This window comes from Desulfobulbus rhabdoformis (genome assembly GCF_016919065.1).
GTDB lineage: Bacteria > Desulfobacterota > Desulfobulbia > Desulfobulbales > Desulfobulbaceae > Desulfobulbus > Desulfobulbus rhabdoformis.
On sequence record NZ_JAFFQA010000015.1, the window covers coordinates 93,631 to 111,408 of the forward strand.

The 17,778-nt window shown below is 51.3% G+C and carries 13 protein-coding genes and 1 tRNA gene; 1 reads left to right on the forward strand and 13 read right to left on the reverse strand.

Going from position 1 to position 17,778, the window contains the following annotated elements:
* Positions 1 to 41: 41 nt before the first annotated feature.
* The 13 genes from JWJ90_RS10190 to JWJ90_RS10250 all read right to left on the reverse strand — a co-directional run bounded on the left by JWJ90_RS10190 (position 42) and on the right by JWJ90_RS10250 (position 16,892).
* Positions 42 to 2,288, reverse strand: a complete 2,247-nt coding sequence (locus JWJ90_RS10190) for an FAD-dependent oxidoreductase (RefSeq protein ID WP_205227112.1) — start codon at positions 2,286 to 2,288, stop codon at positions 42 to 44.
* Between the two features lie 11 nt (positions 2,289 to 2,299).
* Complete coding sequence (locus JWJ90_RS10195; RefSeq protein WP_205227113.1) at positions 2,300 to 3,553, reverse strand: CoB--CoM heterodisulfide reductase iron-sulfur subunit A family protein; 1,254 nt, start codon at positions 3,551 to 3,553, stop codon at positions 2,300 to 2,302.
* 182 nt (positions 3,554 to 3,735) lie between these two features.
* Positions 3,736 to 5,751 carry an adenylyl-sulfate reductase subunit alpha gene (gene aprA / locus JWJ90_RS10200; protein WP_205227114.1) on the reverse strand — a complete coding sequence of 672 codons (2,016 nt, stop codon included), beginning with the start codon at positions 5,749 to 5,751 and terminating at the stop codon, positions 3,736 to 3,738.
* Between the two features lie 69 nt (positions 5,752 to 5,820).
* Positions 5,821 to 6,246: an adenylyl-sulfate reductase subunit beta gene (gene aprB / locus JWJ90_RS10205; protein WP_205227115.1), complete on the reverse strand. Its 426-nt coding sequence runs from the start codon at positions 6,244 to 6,246 to the stop codon at positions 5,821 to 5,823.
* Positions 6,247 to 7,111: 865 nt separating this feature from the next.
* Positions 7,112 to 9,274 (reverse strand): FtsK/SpoIIIE family DNA translocase, encoded by a 2,163-nt coding sequence (locus JWJ90_RS10210; RefSeq protein ID WP_205227116.1) that lies wholly within the window; start codon positions 9,272 to 9,274, stop codon positions 7,112 to 7,114.
* Positions 9,275 to 9,886: 612 nt separating this feature from the next.
* Positions 9,887 to 10,309: a transcription antitermination factor NusB gene (gene nusB / locus JWJ90_RS10215; RefSeq protein ID WP_205227117.1), complete on the reverse strand. Its 423-nt coding sequence runs from the start codon at positions 10,307 to 10,309 to the stop codon at positions 9,887 to 9,889.
* Positions 10,310 to 10,359: 50 nt separating this feature from the next.
* Positions 10,360 to 10,827: a 6,7-dimethyl-8-ribityllumazine synthase gene (gene ribH / locus JWJ90_RS10220; RefSeq protein ID WP_205227118.1), complete on the reverse strand. Its 468-nt coding sequence runs from the start codon at positions 10,825 to 10,827 to the stop codon at positions 10,360 to 10,362.
* Between the two features lie 20 nt (positions 10,828 to 10,847).
* Positions 10,848 to 12,092 (reverse strand): bifunctional 3,4-dihydroxy-2-butanone-4-phosphate synthase/GTP cyclohydrolase II, encoded by a 1,245-nt coding sequence (locus tag JWJ90_RS10225; RefSeq protein WP_205227119.1) that lies wholly within the window; start codon positions 12,090 to 12,092, stop codon positions 10,848 to 10,850.
* 299 nt (positions 12,093 to 12,391) lie between these two features.
* Positions 12,392 to 13,045, reverse strand: a complete 654-nt coding sequence (locus JWJ90_RS10230; RefSeq protein ID WP_205227120.1) for a riboflavin synthase — start codon at positions 13,043 to 13,045, stop codon at positions 12,392 to 12,394.
* Positions 13,046 to 13,648, reverse strand: a complete 603-nt coding sequence (locus JWJ90_RS10235; RefSeq protein WP_205227121.1) for a tetratricopeptide repeat protein — start codon at positions 13,646 to 13,648, stop codon at positions 13,046 to 13,048. It lies immediately after the preceding gene.
* Positions 13,638 to 14,825 (reverse strand): DVU0298 family protein, encoded by a 1,188-nt coding sequence (locus tag JWJ90_RS10240; protein WP_205227122.1) that lies wholly within the window; start codon positions 14,823 to 14,825, stop codon positions 13,638 to 13,640. Before JWJ90_RS10240 ends, JWJ90_RS10235 begins: the two co-directional genes overlap by 11 nt.
* A 2-nt stretch (positions 14,826 to 14,827) precedes the next feature.
* Positions 14,828 to 15,460, reverse strand: a complete 633-nt coding sequence (locus JWJ90_RS10245) for a tetratricopeptide repeat protein (RefSeq protein WP_205227123.1) — start codon at positions 15,458 to 15,460, stop codon at positions 14,828 to 14,830.
* Between the two features lie 460 nt (positions 15,461 to 15,920).
* Complete coding sequence (locus JWJ90_RS10250) at positions 15,921 to 16,892, reverse strand: bifunctional riboflavin kinase/FAD synthetase (RefSeq protein ID WP_205227124.1); 972 nt, start codon at positions 16,890 to 16,892, stop codon at positions 15,921 to 15,923.
* Positions 16,893 to 17,438: 546 nt separating this feature from the next.
* Between JWJ90_RS10250 and JWJ90_RS10255 the strand changes: the two genes are divergently transcribed.
* A tRNA-Leu gene (locus JWJ90_RS10255) sits at positions 17,439 to 17,525 on the forward strand.
* Positions 17,526 to 17,778: the final 253 nt, after the last annotated feature.

Sequence of the window (17,778 nt, forward strand, 5' to 3'; positions counted from 1 at the left end):
TTCCAGGAAAGGCGGCGGCCTGTGTCTTAAAAAATCGAGGTTTAGAAGCCCTTGAAGGGGTTCGGTCCCATTTCGATAATTTCTTCGACAAACTCATCGATGATGCCGGGAACCTTGTCGTAGTCGGAGATGGCGATCTCACGAACTGCGCAACGCTCAGGCTCAAGACCAAGTGAACCAAGGGTCTCACCGATATTATCCATACGACGGCTGGCAATCTCAGAACCTTTGACAAAGTGGCACTGGTAATCGTCACCGTATTTACATCCGAGCAGCAGAGCACCGTCCATACCGGAAGACATAGCGTCTTTAATCCAGACCATGTTCACGGAACCCAAGCAGCGTACCGGGATGAAGCGTACCAGTGTATTCATCTTGTTGCGATGCATACCGGACATATCAATTGCCGGGTAAGCGTCATTTTCACAAACGAATACAGCGACACGCAGTTTATCCTCGTCATCATCAGGTACTTCAATGGATTTAACCATGGAACCGATCATGTCGATGGAGTAGTCAGCAAAGTTGATGATACGCTCAGGGCAGGCACCCATACAGGTACCACAACGGCGGCAGCGTGTCGGGTTAGGCAACGGTGTACCCTTCTCGTCATCGTCGAGCGCACCAAACGGACATTCCTCAGTACAACGTTTACACTGGGTACAACGAGAGAAAAAGAAGTCCGGATAGGTCTGATCACCTGAACGCGGATGAACAGCGACACCACGGTTAGCAGACTCGATACACTGAATGGCTTTGAGTGCAGCACCAGTCGCATCGTCCATGGTTTCTTCCATGGTCTCTGCCTTACGCACACCACCGCAGGTGTACACACCGGTACGACGGGTTTCATACGGGAAGCAGATGAAGTGTGAGTCGGCGTAACCGTCAAACAGGTCCAGATCCAGGAAGGCAGGTCCCTGACGATAGGCAAGGTTAATGGTGTTTTCATCAGCGGTGGTGGGAATCATACCAGCGGCGAGAACGACCATATCAACTTCGAGCTCAAGATCATCACCCAACAGGGTATCGGCAGCAGAAACAACAAGACCAGAGCCAGACTCAGCAACCTGAGTCACAGAGGCCTTTGTCATAAAGACGCCGTCCTGAGCCTGCATACCTTTGTAATACAACTCGGCATTACCAGGAGTACGCATGTGCTGATAGAGGATATAAGCCTGGCCATCCTCATTATCCTCAACAACATAGTTCGCCTGTTTCAGGGCAACCATGGAGGTGACGGAGTTACAGTACGGGAAGTCTTTATCGTTTTCTTTGCCACCGGGACTCTGAATAAAAGCGACCCGTGCCGGAACTTTGCCGTTTTTAGCAAGTTTCTCAAACTCGGCGTTGGTGACAACGTTGTTGAGTTTGCCGTAGCCCAGGTGCTCGTACTCGGAAACATCGGCAGGCTTCCAGCCAGTGGCGAGAACAACAGCACCATAAATCTCGCCCTCGGGGTTGAGTTCGGTGTATTTCACCATCCCGGCATTGGGGTCTTCCAACTCACCCTTGTTGATCAGGTCCTGCTCATCGGCAGTTACCTTGGCAGGGGCATCCCATTCGCCTTTGGTACCAGCCTCTTTCAGGGTGACATTGAACTGACCGGGAGAACCACCGATACGAGCAACTTCACAACTGGTTTTGACAGTGATCTTTGAATCTGCCTCAACCGCTGCAATCATCGCCTCGATATTCGGCTCTTCCAGGGCGTTGTAGGGATAAGTGGTGGGAAACATTTTCCGCCATCCCAGAGCCTTGCCACCAAGCTGCGCGTCTTTTTCTACAATTGTAACTTCATATCCCGCTTTGGCTGCCTCGGTAGCTGCAGTAATACCAGCGATACCACCACCCATAACCAGGATTTTCTTGCTGATGGTTTCCAGCAGATAGGGCTCGGGCAACTCCGTTTTTTGAGCGCGGGTTACAGCCATGCGCACATAATCTGTGCCCATTTCCTGCAGGAATTCATCAACCTCACCCTCTTCGGTCAGAGATCCGGTCCAGGCTACCTGCTCGCGAAGGTTACCGCGAACAGTAATGGTTTCTTTACCGAAGTCGAATTCAGGCTGCATAACACGGGGAGAGCAGGCACAAACGACGACGGTATTGACACCGGCAGATTTGATATCGCTTTCAATAAAAGCACGCCCCTCTGCTCCACACAGACAGGCATGCTCTTTCATCTCGACGCCGGTCTCGGAAGCAGCCTCTTTGAGGCCATCTACATCGAGGACCTCACCGATGCCGCAGCCAGTACAGAGATAAGCACCATATACTTTCTTCATTGATGTTCCTCCTACTGTCCGATTTGAATGGCTTTGAGAGCAGCTGCAGTGGAGGATTGTCCACTGGTGTATACGTCGACGGCAGATTTAGCACAGCCGGCTGCGATCATACCTTTCTCAGGCTCGGAAACTACAAATCCATTGCCATCCATGGTTACGCCAAGGGCTTTGCCCTCTTCGCCAAGAGCCGGCTGCATGCCGGTGGCCAGTACACAAAGATCAACCTTCTGGTTCACTTTGGCGCCGGTCAAGGCGTTTTCAGCAATCACGGTTACACCACCATCGCGCTCGGCTGTGATATCGGCGACTTTCCCCTTAACAAAGGTAACATTGGCGTCGTCTGCGAATTTTTCGCGGAAGTGTTCATATTTTCCAGGAGTCCGCAGGTCTATGTAAAAGACGTATACCTGTGCTTCCGGGTACTGCTCACGGATGTAGGAGATATGCTTAAACGTTGCCATGCAGCAGATGTAGGAGCAGTGCTCCAGGTGATTCTCATCGCGGGAACCGGCACACTGAACAAAGGCAAAAGATTCGGGTTCTTTCTTGTCGCCAGGACGGAGGATTTTTCCTTGGGTCGGACCATTGGGTGCGGCCAGGCGTTCCATCATCATGTTGGTGATGATAGCAGAAGAAGAGTTGAACTTGAGGTTGGTGATCTTTTCGGGATCGTAGGGATTCCAACCGGTGGACCATATGATGGAGCTAACCTTCAGGGTGAAGGTTTTGGGCTGCATATCCAGATCCACTGCATTGTACTTACATGCAGCTTTGACAGCATCGAGGCACGCAGCTGAGCAGGCTTCTTTTTTCAACACGTAACGACGCGGGAAAGCCATCTCATGGGGCAGATAGGCGGCTTTGGTTTTTCCCATGCCAAAGTTGAACTCGTCATCAATCTCGTCGGTGCAAGCTTGGGCACAGTCGCCACAGGCGGTACAATTGGAATTGATGTAACGAGGAGCAGTCTCAAGCTGAACCTCATAGTTCCCGGGGCCACCACTGATGGATTTCACGGTGGTGAGGGAATAGGTTCTGATCTTACGATTGTCCTTGATGCGCTTGAAGTTAATCTCAAGACCACATGTGGGGGGACAAAGTTTGGGGAAATACTGATTGAGTTGTGCTACCCGACCACCGAAATAGGGATTTTTCTCGATGATAAAAACATCGTTACCCACCTCAGCCGCTTCGAGTGCCGCGGTAATACCACTGATACCGCCGCCAACAACCAGTATTGCACCATTGCCTGCAGTGTCACTCATGCCAAACCTCCATAACTGCTGGTATTGATGAAAGGTGATTTCTGGTTCAATTGATACGAAATGAGAAAAGCTACTTCATCTTTCGAATCAACTCAAACAAAATCACCGCCGATACAAAAAATCTCCAGACTCCACGAGGGGAGTCTGGAGATCTTTACTAGACAATCAATGTCTTATCGAAATCAGATCCAAGGCTCTGTTTCGATGATGTTGATGCACGGAACCTTCTCGCATTTCCACTCTTTGGAACTCGGATCAAAGGTGGAGTTAACGAAGCACTTCCAGTTCTCGTCATCACAGGTCGGATAGTCAGAACGATAGTAGAAGCCCGGGTAACGAGACTCTTTACGGAACTCGATGTGGCGGATGTGGGTCTCTACACACCAGATACGATGGTAGTTCTCCCAAGCGCGCATCAGCTCATGGAGGTCAGCAGCAGCCATCTTCTCTGCATCTTCACGCATCATTGCGAGCAGGTCCAGACAGATGTTGAGCAGTTTACCAGAGGTCATGTAGTAGGTAGCAACACCACCACCGTACTCATCGGTGGCTTTCATCAGACGCATCATCATGCCAGCAGGCTTGATGTAGTTGGGGTTAACGTCTGCAGCGGTAGAAGCATCTTTGTGCTCTTCGTACAGTTTAACCGGTGCGTAGATCTCGTCGGCCAGCTCTTGAGCGGTCTGAGCCAGCTCAGGAGTGAAGTCGGCGTTGTCGCGGCAGTACTTAACCATCTGTTTAGCACAGATACGACCCTCAGCATGGGATCCGGAAGAAAACTTATGTCCGGAAGCACCAACACCGTCACCTGCGGTGAACAGACCGTTTACAGTGGTCATGCGGTTGTAGCCCCATTTGTACTGATGGGAGCGAGGACCATCTACTGCAGGTACCCAATCCTCTTCAGGACCGGAGGTCCAGATACCACAACAACCGGAGTGAGATCCGAGCATGTAGGGTTCGGTCGGCATAATCTCAGAACCTACTTTCTCAGGCTCTACGTTAGCACCGGCCCAGAGACCAGCCTGACCAACGGACATGTCGAGGAAGTCTTCCCAAGCCTCAGACTCGAGGTGTTTCCAGAATTTCTTAACAGCCTTCTCGTCTTTACCAGCTTCACGCTGAGCATCAAGAAATGCGTTCAGAGCAACGTCGGTAGCCATGTAGATCGGGCCACGACCGGCAGCCAGCTCATTGATCATGAGGTGGTTACGCAGACAGGTGGGGGTAACTGCAGACTGACCGTACGGCATGAACTTGGAGAGTTCGTCTTTAACTGCATCGCTGTTTGCGTAGAACTCGCCCAGACCGTTCTGTACTTTGGCTTTGAACAGGAGGAACCATGCACCAACCGGACCGTAACCGTCTTTGAAACGTGCGGGGGTGAAGCGGTTTTCCATCATGGTCAGGGTAGCACCAACCTGAGCACACATGGTGTAGGTGGAACCAGCGTTCCATACCGGGTACCAAGCGCGACCTTTACCCTCACCAGTGGAGCGAGGACGGAAGATGTTAACAGCACCACCACAAGCTACGAGAGCTGCTTTACAGGTGAAAACATGAACTTTGTTCTCACGAGTGGAGAAGCCAACAGCACCGGCGATGGTGTTCTCTTTGTTTTTGTCGAGCAGCATCTTAACGATGAAGACACGCTCCATGACGTTCTCTTCGCCCAGAGCTTTCTTCGCGGGCTCAGCAACAACACATTTGTAGGACTCACCGTTGATCATGATCTGCCATTTACCGGTACGTACCGGGGTACCACCCTCGCGGAGGGTCGGGGCAGGTTTGGCACCGTCAAGGTTCTCGCCTTCTGCGTTTTTCTTCCAAACGGGCAGGCCCCACTCCTCGAACAGTTTAACAGACTCGTCAACGTGACGACCGAGGTCGTAGATGAGATCCTCACGAACAACGCCCATCAGGTCATTACGTACCATTTTTACGTAATCTTCGATGGCGTTCTCGCCGATGTAGGTATTGATAGCGGACAGACCCTGAGCAACAGCACCGGAACGCTCCATGGCAGCTTTGTCGCAAAGGATAATTTTCATATCCGCGGGAGCCCATTTTTTGATCTCGAAAGCGGTACCACAAGCGGCCATACCACCACCAACGATCAGGACATCACAGCTGTGCTCAACGATTTCCGGATTGACAACGGCGGCAAGCTCGCCTTTCGGCTTATTTGGTAATGCCATATTTCTATCTCCTCAGAATATTTTTCAGAATAGAACTTTTTGTAATTCCCTGTTCACCAAACTTAAGACTTAAGCAAGTTTGGTCGGGGTCGGCAGATCGCTCTCGAGCAGCAAACACTCGTCATCCAGGTTTGCACCTGTCTCACCAGCATACTCGTTGGACGCACCCTCAGCGGTAGTACGGATCGGGAACTTAAAGCGTTTGATGTTACCGTTACGGAATTTGACTGTCCACATGATGGAATCTGAAGAACGCATCGGATGAACCTGTCCACCCAACGGTACAAAGTCATCGTAACCGCGAACGAAGATAGCGCCCTGCGGGCAGATCTTAACACAGGAATAGCACTCCCAGCATGCATCCGGCTCCTGATTGTAAGCTCTCATAGCCTCAACATTGAGAACCATCAGATCGTTGGGGCAGATGTACATGCAGGCAGTCTTATCTCCACCCTTGCAACCATCACATTTTGAAGGATCTACGTAACTTGGCATTAAACTACCTCCTCACTTGGATTTTCCTTTATGGCGCCCGATTTTAGGCAGCCAATAACCTCTAGCTTCTTGCTTCAAGAAAAACAAATACTCATGTCATGCAGCCATCCGTTTTCCACCGCAACCGAACTTTGCAACATGCTCAAATAACACGCCTTTCCAGACGAAAATTTTATTTTAAAAAAATGAACAGCCACTCATTCTGGTCGTGATGATCTTTTAATTTGTTGCCCGGGGTATGTCAAGAAAAATCGTCGAAAAAACAAGGCTGAACAGCAAAACTTAAGCAAAGTATCAGAATTATGGATATATACTTATCACATACACCCATTGTAGGACTTTGAGCCCTGAAAAAAGGGGGGCGTTAGAGAGAGGATAGAGGGTGATTGGCGTCTGAAATGGCGGAAGAAAGGCGCTGGAAAGAAATGGAAAAAAGAGGAGAAATATATGCTTTTTCTATGAAAAAAGGAAACCTCATTTCGGCACAGTCGGTCGACAAGAGGTGAGTTCATAGGCACATACCATGCTCGATATTTGAAAGAGGGGCATACCTTTGTAGGGCAAGCATCAGCCCATGGGGTACAGTAATATGACTGTACGCTTTTCCTGCATGAATATGCAAGCAGTTAAAGCTCACTCCTTGATCTTTCGATGTTTTATCCATCCGCATTCGTTTGAGGAGACAGAGAATAACAGGCGAGTAGGTGTCTCTTTTCACATTACCTTTTCTCTCTGGGCACCCCGCCTTATGTTCGAGGCAACCAAATAATAATTTTTCGCTTTTATTATCCACAAACTCTGTTGTGCAAACTGGTCTTCATGAACTGGCCTTGCTGGCCTATGCACGACCTCCTCTTGCAAAGGCTCAAACATCCTCTTCAGAATAGGAGGCACGAACCAATACTTCGCGTGGACGAGCTCCGTCGGCTGGACCAACAATGCCTTCGCGTTCCATGATCTCAATCATGCGCGCGGCTCGGTTATAGCCCACACGCAGCCGTCGCTGCACCATAGAGATAGAAGCCTGTCCCGTTTCGGTAACTATAGCTACCGCCTCGTCATATTTCTCGTCATACTCCTCTTCACCGGTTTCAACCATCTCCGGTTCTTCCTCGACAACCTGAAGCACGCTCTCATCATACTCTGCACTTCCCTGCTCCTTGAGTTTGGTGACGAGTCGCTCGGTCTCCTGCTCTGAGATGAATGCGCCATGAATGCGTTGCAATTTAGCGGCTCCCGGTGGCAGAAAAAGCATATCACCCATTCCCAGCAAGTGCTCCGCACCAGAACCATCGAGAATGGTGCGTGAGTCTACCTTGGAGGAGACCTTAAACGAGATACGGGTGGGAAAATTGGCTTTGATAAGCCCCGTGAGCACATCCACAGAGGGACGCTGGGTCGCCAGAATGATATGCATTCCCGCGGCTCTCGCCATCTGCGCCAGCCGCGCGATGGATGTCTCCACATCTTTGGAGGCGACCATCATCAAGTCAGCCAGCTCATCGACAATGACGACAATATAGGGCAGTTTTTCTTCCGCGACCTTGTTGTAGGAGGCAAAGGATTTCACCCTAAACTCCTCAAGGAGCCGATAGCGGCGCTCCATCTCGCGCACTGCCCAGATTAATGCTCTGGATGCCATTTTTGCCTCGACCACCACCGGATGGAGCAGGTGGGGAATATCGTCGTACACGGAAAGCTCGATTCGTTTTGGGTCAATCATGAGCAGGCGTACCTGGTCAGGAGTCGCCTTGAATAGAATGGAGGCAATAAAGGCATTAATGGCAACAGATTTACCTGCTCCGGTCGCACCGGCTATGAGCAGATGGGGCATCCGCGCCAGGTTGGCGACCACGGGCCTGCCGATAACATCAAACCCAAGGGCCAAACTCATCTCGGATTTGGCATTTTCATACTCAGGACTGCAGAGGATTTCACGCAGATAGACTGTCTTCCTGACCGGGTTGGGAATTTCAATACCAATAGCCGCCTTACCGGGAATCGAGCCGACAATGCGCACCCTATCCACCTTGAGCACCATGGCAAGGTCATCGGCCAACGTGACTATTTTATTGATCTTAACGCCAGGAGCCGGAGCAAATTCATAGGTTGTGACCACGGGCCCGGGAGAGATGCCCGCCACCTCACCCTTCACGCCGAAGTCCTGCAGTTTGGAGACGAGGATATCGCTGATTTCGTAGTAATGCTCGGTGCTCACCTCAGTCTCATCAATGGGCTTTTCATCGAGCAAATCGATTGAAGGCAGTTCAAAATCACCGAGCGAACTGGTTTGGGAGGGTTGAGTACGGGCCGTCTTGGCTCGTTTTTCAACAACGGGTTTATTGTGCACGGCGGGTTTGTTTGCCGGGATTTCTTCTGAGCCCTCACTGTTTTTTTCCGCTTTTTTCATGCGGCTTTGCCCACCACGCTTGCGCATCGGAGGCGTGCGCAGTTCTGACTGTTCATCTTCAGACTCCTGACTATAGTTTTTTTTCCGTCGCCTCACGACCGCAAACAGAGAAAAGCGTACCGAAGCCATAAGAGAGAAAAGTAAAACCAACACCAAAACCAGACTGGTCCCCACGGTTCCGATTACACCGTGCAGCAGTTGCCATACCAGGGTACCGAGATAGCCACCTGGCTCAATAAACCCTGGGGGGAGCCAGAGTTCTTTAAAAGCGCCAAACAACCCGGAAGAACTGACCATAATGCCCGATAAGCCAATGACGATTGCCGGAAGCCTGTTGGAAGCAGGACGCGAAAGCAAAACAGAGATCATGGCGTACCCCAAAAGACAGACAGGAAAAACACCAATCATCCCCAAAAAGGAAAAGAGGTAATGAGCGGCATAATAGCCAAAAGAACCGCACCAGTTGGCGGAGGGCTCCTGCCAGGCTGGCGTGGACGCAAGCAGTGGCCGGACGTAGCTGATTTGTGCCAAAAGGAGAAAAAGCGCCAAAAACAGCAGCAGCAGTGAGGCTACTTCCTGGCTGTGCCTTGGACCGGCATGGGAATCCGAAACAGTCATGGATAATCTTCTACATAGTCCGGTAAGTAACGACCGGAACAAATAAAAATGAGGGTGACGACACCTAGAGAGTACGCAGCTCTTAAAAGACGATGCTGAACACTCAACAGCCAGATCAGCTTTATGGGAAAGCAGCAGACCACGTAAATATATAGGTCTCCCCGGACAAAGGGTAGAGGCTGGTGCCAGAGGACACCAATCCTCCAGAGACGAAGACGTGTCTCAAGGGTGTCTTGAATAATTAGATTTTTCAATCAAGGCCAAGGATTGCGCAAAATTTTACCGCAGGCATATGTGTGATATTCCGAGGATAAAATTTTAAGCATGACGCCGGGATTGGCAGAAAAAGCAATTATTCAAGATTCCCTCAAGAGGACAATCGATTTGATCCTCCCTAAGAGATATTCAGGGACAAACCTTAGCGGCCTTTGCCTCTCTCCCCGGTGGGGAAAAAGACCAAAGGCCCTTGTATGTGTACACTATTTTTACAAAAAACGCAAAATGAGCCCTGAGCAAGAGCTACAGATGGGGAAAACTTGGTGGGATTGCAGAGAAAGAAGCAATCAGTTGCCAGCTGGGGAATACACCGGACCAGAAAACAATACTCTCTTTTTATGGCTGTAGCGCAGCCTGTACTGCATCCAGAATGCCGTTGATAAAGGCCACGGATTCTCCGATGGAGTAACGTTTGGCTATCTCCAGGGCCTCGTTGATGGCCACCTGGGCCGGTGCCTGATCACAGTACTGCATCTCATAGACGGCAATACGAAGAATGTTACGGTCAACAAGCGACATGCGCTCCACGCGCCAATTATGCGAGTGAGCGGAAAGCAGAGTGTCAATGGCCTCCAGGTTTGTGCAGATGCCGGTGATCAGCTGCTTGCCGTACTCAAGCGACTTTTCTCCCACATCAAAATAGAGGCAAAACGAGTTGATAGCCTGGGCCACCTCTTCAGGGGCACAGGAGTGCCCCTGAAAATCGTGACTGAACAAAAACTGCAGGGCAAATTCCCTGGATTTACGCCGTAATCCCATGCTGTATCACAAAAACAGGGTAGAAGGAGTATGGTTGCAAGAAGCGTTCATCAACCAACAGACTCCAGAAGATTAATCATTTCCAGGGCGGCGATAGCCACATCAGAGCCCTTGTTTCCGGCCTTGGTGCCAGCACGCTCGATTGCCTGCTCAATTGTTTCCGTGGTGAGCACACCAAAGAGAACCGGCACTCCGGTTTCCAGCATCACCTGAGCGGTGCCTTTGGCCACCTCACCTGCAACATAATCAAAGTGGGGGGTCGCACCGCGAATAACCGCGCCCAACACAATGACCGCATCATACTTACCCGATTTGGCCATCTTTTGAGCGACCAGCGGAATTTCAAACGCGCCGGGCACACGGGCAACGGTCACATCCTCGCTGTTGACACCGGAGCGAACGAGACTATCAAGAGCTCCTTCCAGCAGTTTTTCACAGATAAAGGAGTTGAAACGGGCGACAACAATGCCCAGCTTCCGCCCGGTCCCCTGTAAATTTCCTTCAAGGTATTTTGCCATGTTTTTTCCCTAAAAGTCTATCACGGATCTCTGGTGACCGATCCCATCGGCATGTCGCCGTACAACTCAAGGATATGTCCCATCTTATCGCGTTTGGTTTGCAAATACTTTTTATTTTCAGCCTCAGCCGGAATCTCTATAGGCAGGCGATCGACGACCTCCAGGCCATAGCCTTCCAGGCCAATAATTTTTTTAGGATTATTGGTCAAGAGCCGCATCTTGCGCACGCCGAGGTCACGCAAAATCTGGGCTCCGATACCGTAATCACGCAGGTCCGGTTTAAAGCCAAGACGAATGTTGGCCTCCACCGTATCCAGTCCGTCGTTGTCCTGCAGGTTATAGGCCTTGAGTTTATTGACAAGCCCGATGCCCCGTCCCTCCTGGCGCATGTAGAGAACCACGCCACGCCCCTCCTGCTCAACCATGCGCATGGCGGCATGCAGCTGCGGGCCGCAGTCACAGCGGGCGGAACCGAAGACATCACCGGTCAGGCACTCGGAATGGACGCGAACCATCACGGGATCATCGGTGTTCACATCACCCATGACCAGGGCAACATGCTCCATATTGTCAACGTCGTTTTGGTAGGCAATGACCCGAAACTCACCGGCATGCTGGGTTGGCAGTCGTGCCTCGACAGCCGCACGGACCAGAACATCCTTCCGCAACCGATAGGCTACGAGATCCGCGATAGTCGCAATTTTGAGATCATGTTCCTTCGCAAAGACTTCCAGGTCCGGCATGCGGGCCATGGTGCCGTCTTCCTTCATAATCTCGCAGATAATACCGGCGGTGCGCATACCGGCCAGACGGGCCAGATCAACCGAACCTTCCGTCTGTCCGGTTCGAACCAGAACCCCACCGGAACGTGCGCGAAGCGGAAAAATATGCCCGGGGCTGATAATATCCCTCGGGGTCGCATCGGCTGCGACTGCCGCTTCGATGGTGCGGGCGCGATCGGCTGCTGAAATACCGGTACTCACCCCGGTGCGTGCCTCGATGCTGATGGTAAATCCCGTCCCGTAGGGAGACTGATTATTGGAGACCATCATGGGAAGGCCCAACTGCTCCACAATATCAGGGCTTAAGGCCAGACAGATCAAACCACGACCATGGGTGGCCATGAAATTGATAGCCTCAGGGGTCACCATCTCTCCGGCCATGCAGAGATCGCCTTCGTTTTCCCGATCCTCGTCATCGACCAGGATAACCATTTTCCCGGCCTTGATATCCTCTATTACTTCCTCTATTGAACTGACTGCCATACCAAGCCTCTCCAGACTGTCGCCCGTGGCGAGAGCCCCCTTCGTTGCCAGACCCTATGCATTGCAGGAAGGGTCTAAAATTATGGGTTTCTTGAATAATTGGATTTTTCAATCAAGGTCAAGGCATGCGAAAAATTTTACTGCAGGCATATGCATGATATCGGAGTCTTTGCTTACCTCCGAGGATAAAATTCATCGCATAACGCAGAGATTGACAGAAAAAGCAAATATTCAAGATTCCCTTATGTCTGTTCGTACCAGCGGCACGATGCTTTACGTAATTTTGACTAAATACGGGATTATAAAAACCCGTTTTCAGCTAGAAACCCTGGGTTAATTCGACTTTCTGTGGTTCCACTCGCTCCATCAACTGAGAGTAGTTTTTCCACATATTTGCCGATGATATCCACCTCCAGATTCACCCGGTCTCCCTGCCGTAACAGCCCAAGCGTCGTCACCGACAGGGTATGGGGAATAATGGAAACGGAGAATTGATCTCGCTCACAACTGTTCACCGTCAAACTGACGCCGTTAATGGTGATGGACCCCTTTTCGACCACATATTTGGTCAGAGCGGCATCAATGGAAAAAGTAAACAGGGTGAAGTCTCCTGCATTGCGTCGTTCTCGCACCTGCCCCTGGGCATCGACATGTCCGGAAACCAGGTGGCCACCGAGGCGGTCACTGAGCCGCAGTGCCCGCTCAAGATTCACCCGACTCCCGGACTGCAGCGTGCCCAATCCGGTACGGCGTATGCTCTCCGGGGAGACATCGACATAGAACCGATTCCCCTTTATATTACGGGCGGTCAGGCAGGCACCATTGACAGCAATGGACTCGCCCTCTTCCGGATCGGTCAGGTCGAAATCGGCTTCTATTCCGAAGATCATCCCCCCGCCGGCGGGACGTTTTTCAAAAAGCGTCCCCAGCCCTTGAATGATCCCGGTGAACATTTATCCTTCCTGCGCTAGCTCAGCAGCCCGCTGGGCAAACTGCTCGGCCATGCGCTCGTGCTTGAACCGCTTATGAATGCTTGCAACCGAACGATAGGCATCGGCTGCACTTGTCTTATCACCCTTCTCGTTATACGTCTCTGCAATGAGGGACAGAACCTCAACCGCACCCTTGGGGTTACTGGTGAGGCGATAATGCTCAAGGATATCAAAGAGCATTTCCAAAGCTTTGTCGTGGTCACCAAGTTTCCGGTAGGCCGCCGCCATCTTCTTATTGATCGACAAAACAGAAAAGCTGTCATCTTCCTTTTCGCAGATCGCATGCGCCTGCTTGAAGTTCGCCAGGGCCATGGCGTATTCGCCGCGGGCCAGACAGGCATCACCAAGTCGGTCAGCAGCGTTGGCAACGCCGATCTGGTCGCCTTTTTCTTCAAAACCACGCAGGGCGTTATGAAAGGCAATGGCGGCCTGGGCATACTCACCTTCTTGAAAGAACTTGCGTCCTTCCATATAGTCTCTTTTCGCCGGATCTTCGAGATCTGGATCAGAAGCCTTGGGTGCCGCGCCAATAGAATCTATCGGTTGCAGGTTATCAGTCGCCATTGGAATCGTCCTTATGAAGGTTTCGGGTAGCCTCACCGCTTAACGCGGCCACGGTGGTTTCCACGGGCAACCCTTGTTCGTATATAATGATGGGGGTATTGTCAAACTGAAGGCCCATGATCTGCATCTCAGCCTCCTTAGCCTGGATGCGGCCCATAAGCCGCAAGGCCAGTCCGCGCAACTCGGGGATGGTGTGGTTCAGCACCGGAAAAAGGGAGTAAAACGGGGTGGATTTACGAATCAGCTCCGGCTTGACAGCCGCAATCTCTCCAAGTCCCCAGAGAACTCCCTCACGGGTACCAGGGTCTCCCATAAAGTTGAAAAGATGCCTGGTAAAAGCCCCGTAAATGTCGGGCCGCGCCGCAATGATTGCACCGATGGTTTCGATCATGCCCCATGAGCTTGACGCCGAATCGGTACTGGACTCAAACATACGATGCAACAAATCGGCAACAGGTCCCGGCTCCCGCGTCGCAACCCGGCCACAGACCTGGCCAATGACCCAGGCGATTTGAAAACGGGCCCCCGGGGTGGGATCGTAAAGCAACCGCTGCAAGTAACGCAGTACTTTGCTGTCATCAAAAAAGAGGTCGACCAGCGTGTCAATGTCGCGAGCCTCGGCAAGTTTTTTAACGGTCTTTTTATCCGCCCGTTTTTTCTTCCGTTTCGGGTCACGCTCCGGCTCAAGGGCTGGAGCGACAAACGGTGTCGAGGACTCGGCTTGTGCGGCAACGGGCTGGGCGGCCTGCTCCCCCGCTTCCTCTTGCGCAGCCTGCTCAGCCTGTTTTTTCTCAAAGCGCTTGACCAGATCGGCCATCTCCCGATGGAGGCGCACAAAATAAAGGACACCACGCACAGCACGGCCGTCCAAATTGCGTTTGGGAACAACCTGATGAGTGACCTCGTCGTAGTTTTCTACAATTCCGGTGAGGTAATCGTCTTCCGGGATCAACTCCCAGGCAAGATCCCACTCATCATTGCAGGCTGAGACGAGGCATTCAACCATGGCCGCACCGATGTTATGGCCGGTGGCCTCGCTGACATAGACGGCCCCGCACTCGCAGGTTCCCTGAGCAAATTCACGCATTCGCCGCTGGACTGCCATGGTCGGTCGCCCAACATCCATTCCGCAGAAGGGACACCAGGGTCTGAGCAGTTCTTCCGCCTTGGTACCCATGATCAGGCCAATTTCTGCTTCAGCGCATCGGCAAAGCGAGGATCCACGCTGTAGCCGAGCTCTTTGGCTTTTTCCATGTTGCGCTGGGATTCGGCGAAGTCGCCTTTAAAGTAGAGCGCAACGGCCAGATTATTGCGAGCCATGGCTGAATCAGGCTCAAGAGTAACTGCTTGACGGGCAGCATCAACGGCCTTGTCATCTTGTTCGAGCATGGTGTAGGCCGAGGTGAGATTGATCCAGGCTGTCAGCAGCTTGGGATCGACCTGCAAGGCACGGTTGTAACTCTCGACTGCCTGATCGACCTCGCCGCGATGTTGACGAATCAGACCAATATTGACATGGGCCTCAGCCATATCTGGAGAGACTTTCAAAGCCTGTTCGTTGAGCTCAAGAGCGCGATCGGTGTCGCCCTGGTCAAAAAATATTGCGCCCAGGTTGATCATGGACTCCATGGACTGGTTATCCAATTCGATGGCTTTTTCCAGCTGCGCAACAGCCTCTTCAATACGGCCGGTCTGACGATAAATCAGACCGAGGTGATGCCGGGCCATGACATTGTTGGGCTTTTGCTCGACAATTTTCTCAAGCTCTGCGATAACAGCCTGAGTATCGGCTGTTTTTTTTGCTTCCGTCATATAAGAACCTTTCTCTTTGCTGGTTGGACCCCATGGGGGCGGCTGACCGCATCATCCCAAGGGTATATTGATGGCAACATACAACGTCAAAAAACGGTAGACAGTCTCCTCAACAGGCTGATTTGTAAAAGGAGCATCCTCGTCTTCTGACCTTAACAGGTCCCCGTTCAGAAATGATGATTTTTGTTCAATTTCAGGTAAGCCTCGACTCCGAGGCGTGCGCAAAATGTCACATCAGGTATATAGTTAATATCCCAAGGAAACATTGTAAGCAGAACGCAGAAATTGGGAAAAAACCATTTCTGGATGGGCACTAACTGGCTATGAAAGCGTTCATAGAGTGGCCTATAGTATAGACATATTTGCTAGTGACGCAAGGCAACGGCTTTGTGAAAATTAATGCCCCCCTAAAAACTCAACAAGAGAGAGATACCTTTGGCAAGCTTGGTCTGCCGCCATCTTAAGAGGTCGCACCTTTTTGATAGCCGATCAGTCTTCGCTGTCGCTCCTGTGCCAGTACCTCCTGAGCAACCTGAATATCACGCCTGATCTGTGCTGCCAGGGCATCGATGCTGTCAAAGGTTATCTCGCCACGCAGGTGACGCAAAAGATTAATTTTCAGCGGACGACCGTAAATATCTGCGTTAAATTCAAAGATGTGGGTTTCAGCCACTAGGCCGGTATCGCCAAAGGTCGGGTTGTAGCCAATATTGGAAACACCGCCATATTGGCGCCCATCATATATCACTTGGGTAACATACACACCCCGCTTAGGACAGAGATCTTCCTCCGAGAGGTTTAAGTTCGCAGTCGGAAAGCCAAGCAGCTTGCCCCCACGTTGACGGCCCCACTGGACATCACCGCGAATCTGATAGTAACGTCCAAGCAGGCGGCGAACATCGCGCATTTTTCCCTGTGCCACCAACTCACGAATTCGGGAGCTTGAAACCAGGTTCCCCTGCTCATAGTGCGCGGGGACAACAAGAACGGAAAAGCCTTTCTCCAGCCCCCTCTTCTCTAAAAATGCCGTATCACCCTGCCGCCCCTTGCCCATGGCATAGTCGTAACCAACCACCAGATCACACATGCCCAAACGTTCGAGAAGAACCTGATCGACGAATTCTTCGGCTGTTGTAACCGCCACCTCGGGATTAAACGGAATAATGACCAGTACGTCTATGCCAGCCCGTTCAATCAATTCAATTTTTTGTTCGGTAGTGGAGATGAGGCGAATGCCTTTGGGGCTGAGCACCTTTAGGGGATGCGGATCAAAGGTGACCGCAATGCTGGTACCCTGGTCTTGTCGAGCCCTGGTTACCACATGCTCAAAGAGCTTCTGATGCCCAAGGTGGACTCCATCGAAGTTACCAAGAGTAACATGGGCACGGATAAACGGATGTTTTATTGCGCTGATATCTCTGTATATTTCCATGGAAGTTACCACCACAGGAGGTGGTTCCTCTCTACATTCTGAATTCTGAGGGCCTCGTCCAAGGCTAAAACCTGATTTCACCTAAAATGAAATGAGTCTGTTACCAAGATCAAAACGTCATTCTCTGCATGCGCCTTCCGAACGACAGTTCTGGATAACGGGTCAGGTGCTCAGGTTTCAACTCGCCAGAACTGGCCATCTTTCAGACGCTCGCCACGGGTATTCCACCTGACTTCCAGACCAAATTCTTTTGATTTGAGCGTGTTACTACACATCTGTGGAATTCCATATTTGAACGTGCACGAATCCAGATACAACACAAATAGGGTTCCCGGTACGTTGGGAGCCCCCATACGACCATGAAAAGGGGATACTTACCCTATATCGGCTAAACAAGCAAACAGTTCATGGCCGGACAGAGCTTCACAACACCACCGGTTTCCCATGGGGAAAAGACCTCCTCCCTATCAAGAGGCAAAAAAATGATTCTACACAAAAGAAATGCTTGACGCCTAACCTCAAAGCATGTAGATTTGCCCGCGCAGTGCCGAAGTGGCGGAATTGGTAGACGCGCTAGGTTCAGGGTCTAGTTGGGGTTTCCCAGTGGAAGTTCGAGTCTTCTCTTCGGCACCAATTAAAAGATACAACCCGCAATCATTCATTTGATTGCGGGTTTTTCTTTTTGTACCTACCTGATTTTTAAGCCACTCTTGCCTATCAGCACCTTCGACTCCACATCTCCGGGCCTGTTCTTTTTCCGTGTAGAGTAGAGCGCTGATTATTACCAAGAACCAACGATTATGTTTCGCCGCACGCGGCTACTCCATATCAGAAGATCTCCTGGTGACATCAGCGCCCCCTCGTCGAACCGGACGTGCGGTTTTCC

Excerpts from the sequence above, each read along its gene's own strand:
- JWJ90_RS10190 (WP_205227112.1), bottom strand. The coding sequence starts at position 2,288 with ATGAAGAAAGTATATGGTGCTTATCTCTGTACTGGCTGCGGCATCGGT.
- JWJ90_RS10230 (WP_205227120.1), bottom strand. The coding sequence starts at position 13,045 with ATGTTCACCGGGATCATTCAAGGGCTGGGGACGCTTTTTGAAAAACGT.
- nusB (WP_205227117.1), bottom strand. The coding sequence starts at position 10,309 with ATGGGATTACGGCGTAAATCCAGGGAATTTGCCCTGCAGTTTTTGTTC.
- aprA (WP_205227114.1), bottom strand. The coding sequence starts at position 5,751 with ATGGCATTACCAAATAAGCCGAAAGGCGAGCTTGCCGCCGTTGTCAAT.
- JWJ90_RS10250 (WP_205227124.1), bottom strand. The coding sequence starts at position 16,892 with ATGGAAATATACAGAGATATCAGCGCAATAAAACATCCGTTTATCCGT.
- ribH (WP_205227118.1), bottom strand. The coding sequence starts at position 10,827 with ATGGCAAAATACCTTGAAGGAAATTTACAGGGGACCGGGCGGAAGCTG.
- aprB (WP_205227115.1), bottom strand. The coding sequence starts at position 6,246 with ATGCCAAGTTACGTAGATCCTTCAAAATGTGATGGTTGCAAGGGTGGA.
- JWJ90_RS10240 (WP_205227122.1), bottom strand. The coding sequence starts at position 14,825 with ATGGGTACCAAGGCGGAAGAACTGCTCAGACCCTGGTGTCCCTTCTGC.
- JWJ90_RS10210 (WP_205227116.1), bottom strand. The coding sequence starts at position 9,274 with ATGACTGTTTCGGATTCCCATGCCGGTCCAAGGCACAGCCAGGAAGTA.
- JWJ90_RS10195 (WP_205227113.1), bottom strand. The coding sequence starts at position 3,553 with ATGAGTGACACTGCAGGCAATGGTGCAATACTGGTTGTTGGCGGCGGT.
- JWJ90_RS10245 (WP_205227123.1), bottom strand. The coding sequence starts at position 15,460 with ATGACGGAAGCAAAAAAAACAGCCGATACTCAGGCTGTTATCGCAGAG.
- JWJ90_RS10225 (WP_205227119.1), bottom strand. The coding sequence starts at position 12,092 with ATGGCAGTCAGTTCAATAGAGGAAGTAATAGAGGATATCAAGGCCGGG.
- JWJ90_RS10235 (WP_205227121.1), bottom strand. The coding sequence starts at position 13,648 with ATGGCGACTGATAACCTGCAACCGATAGATTCTATTGGCGCGGCACCC.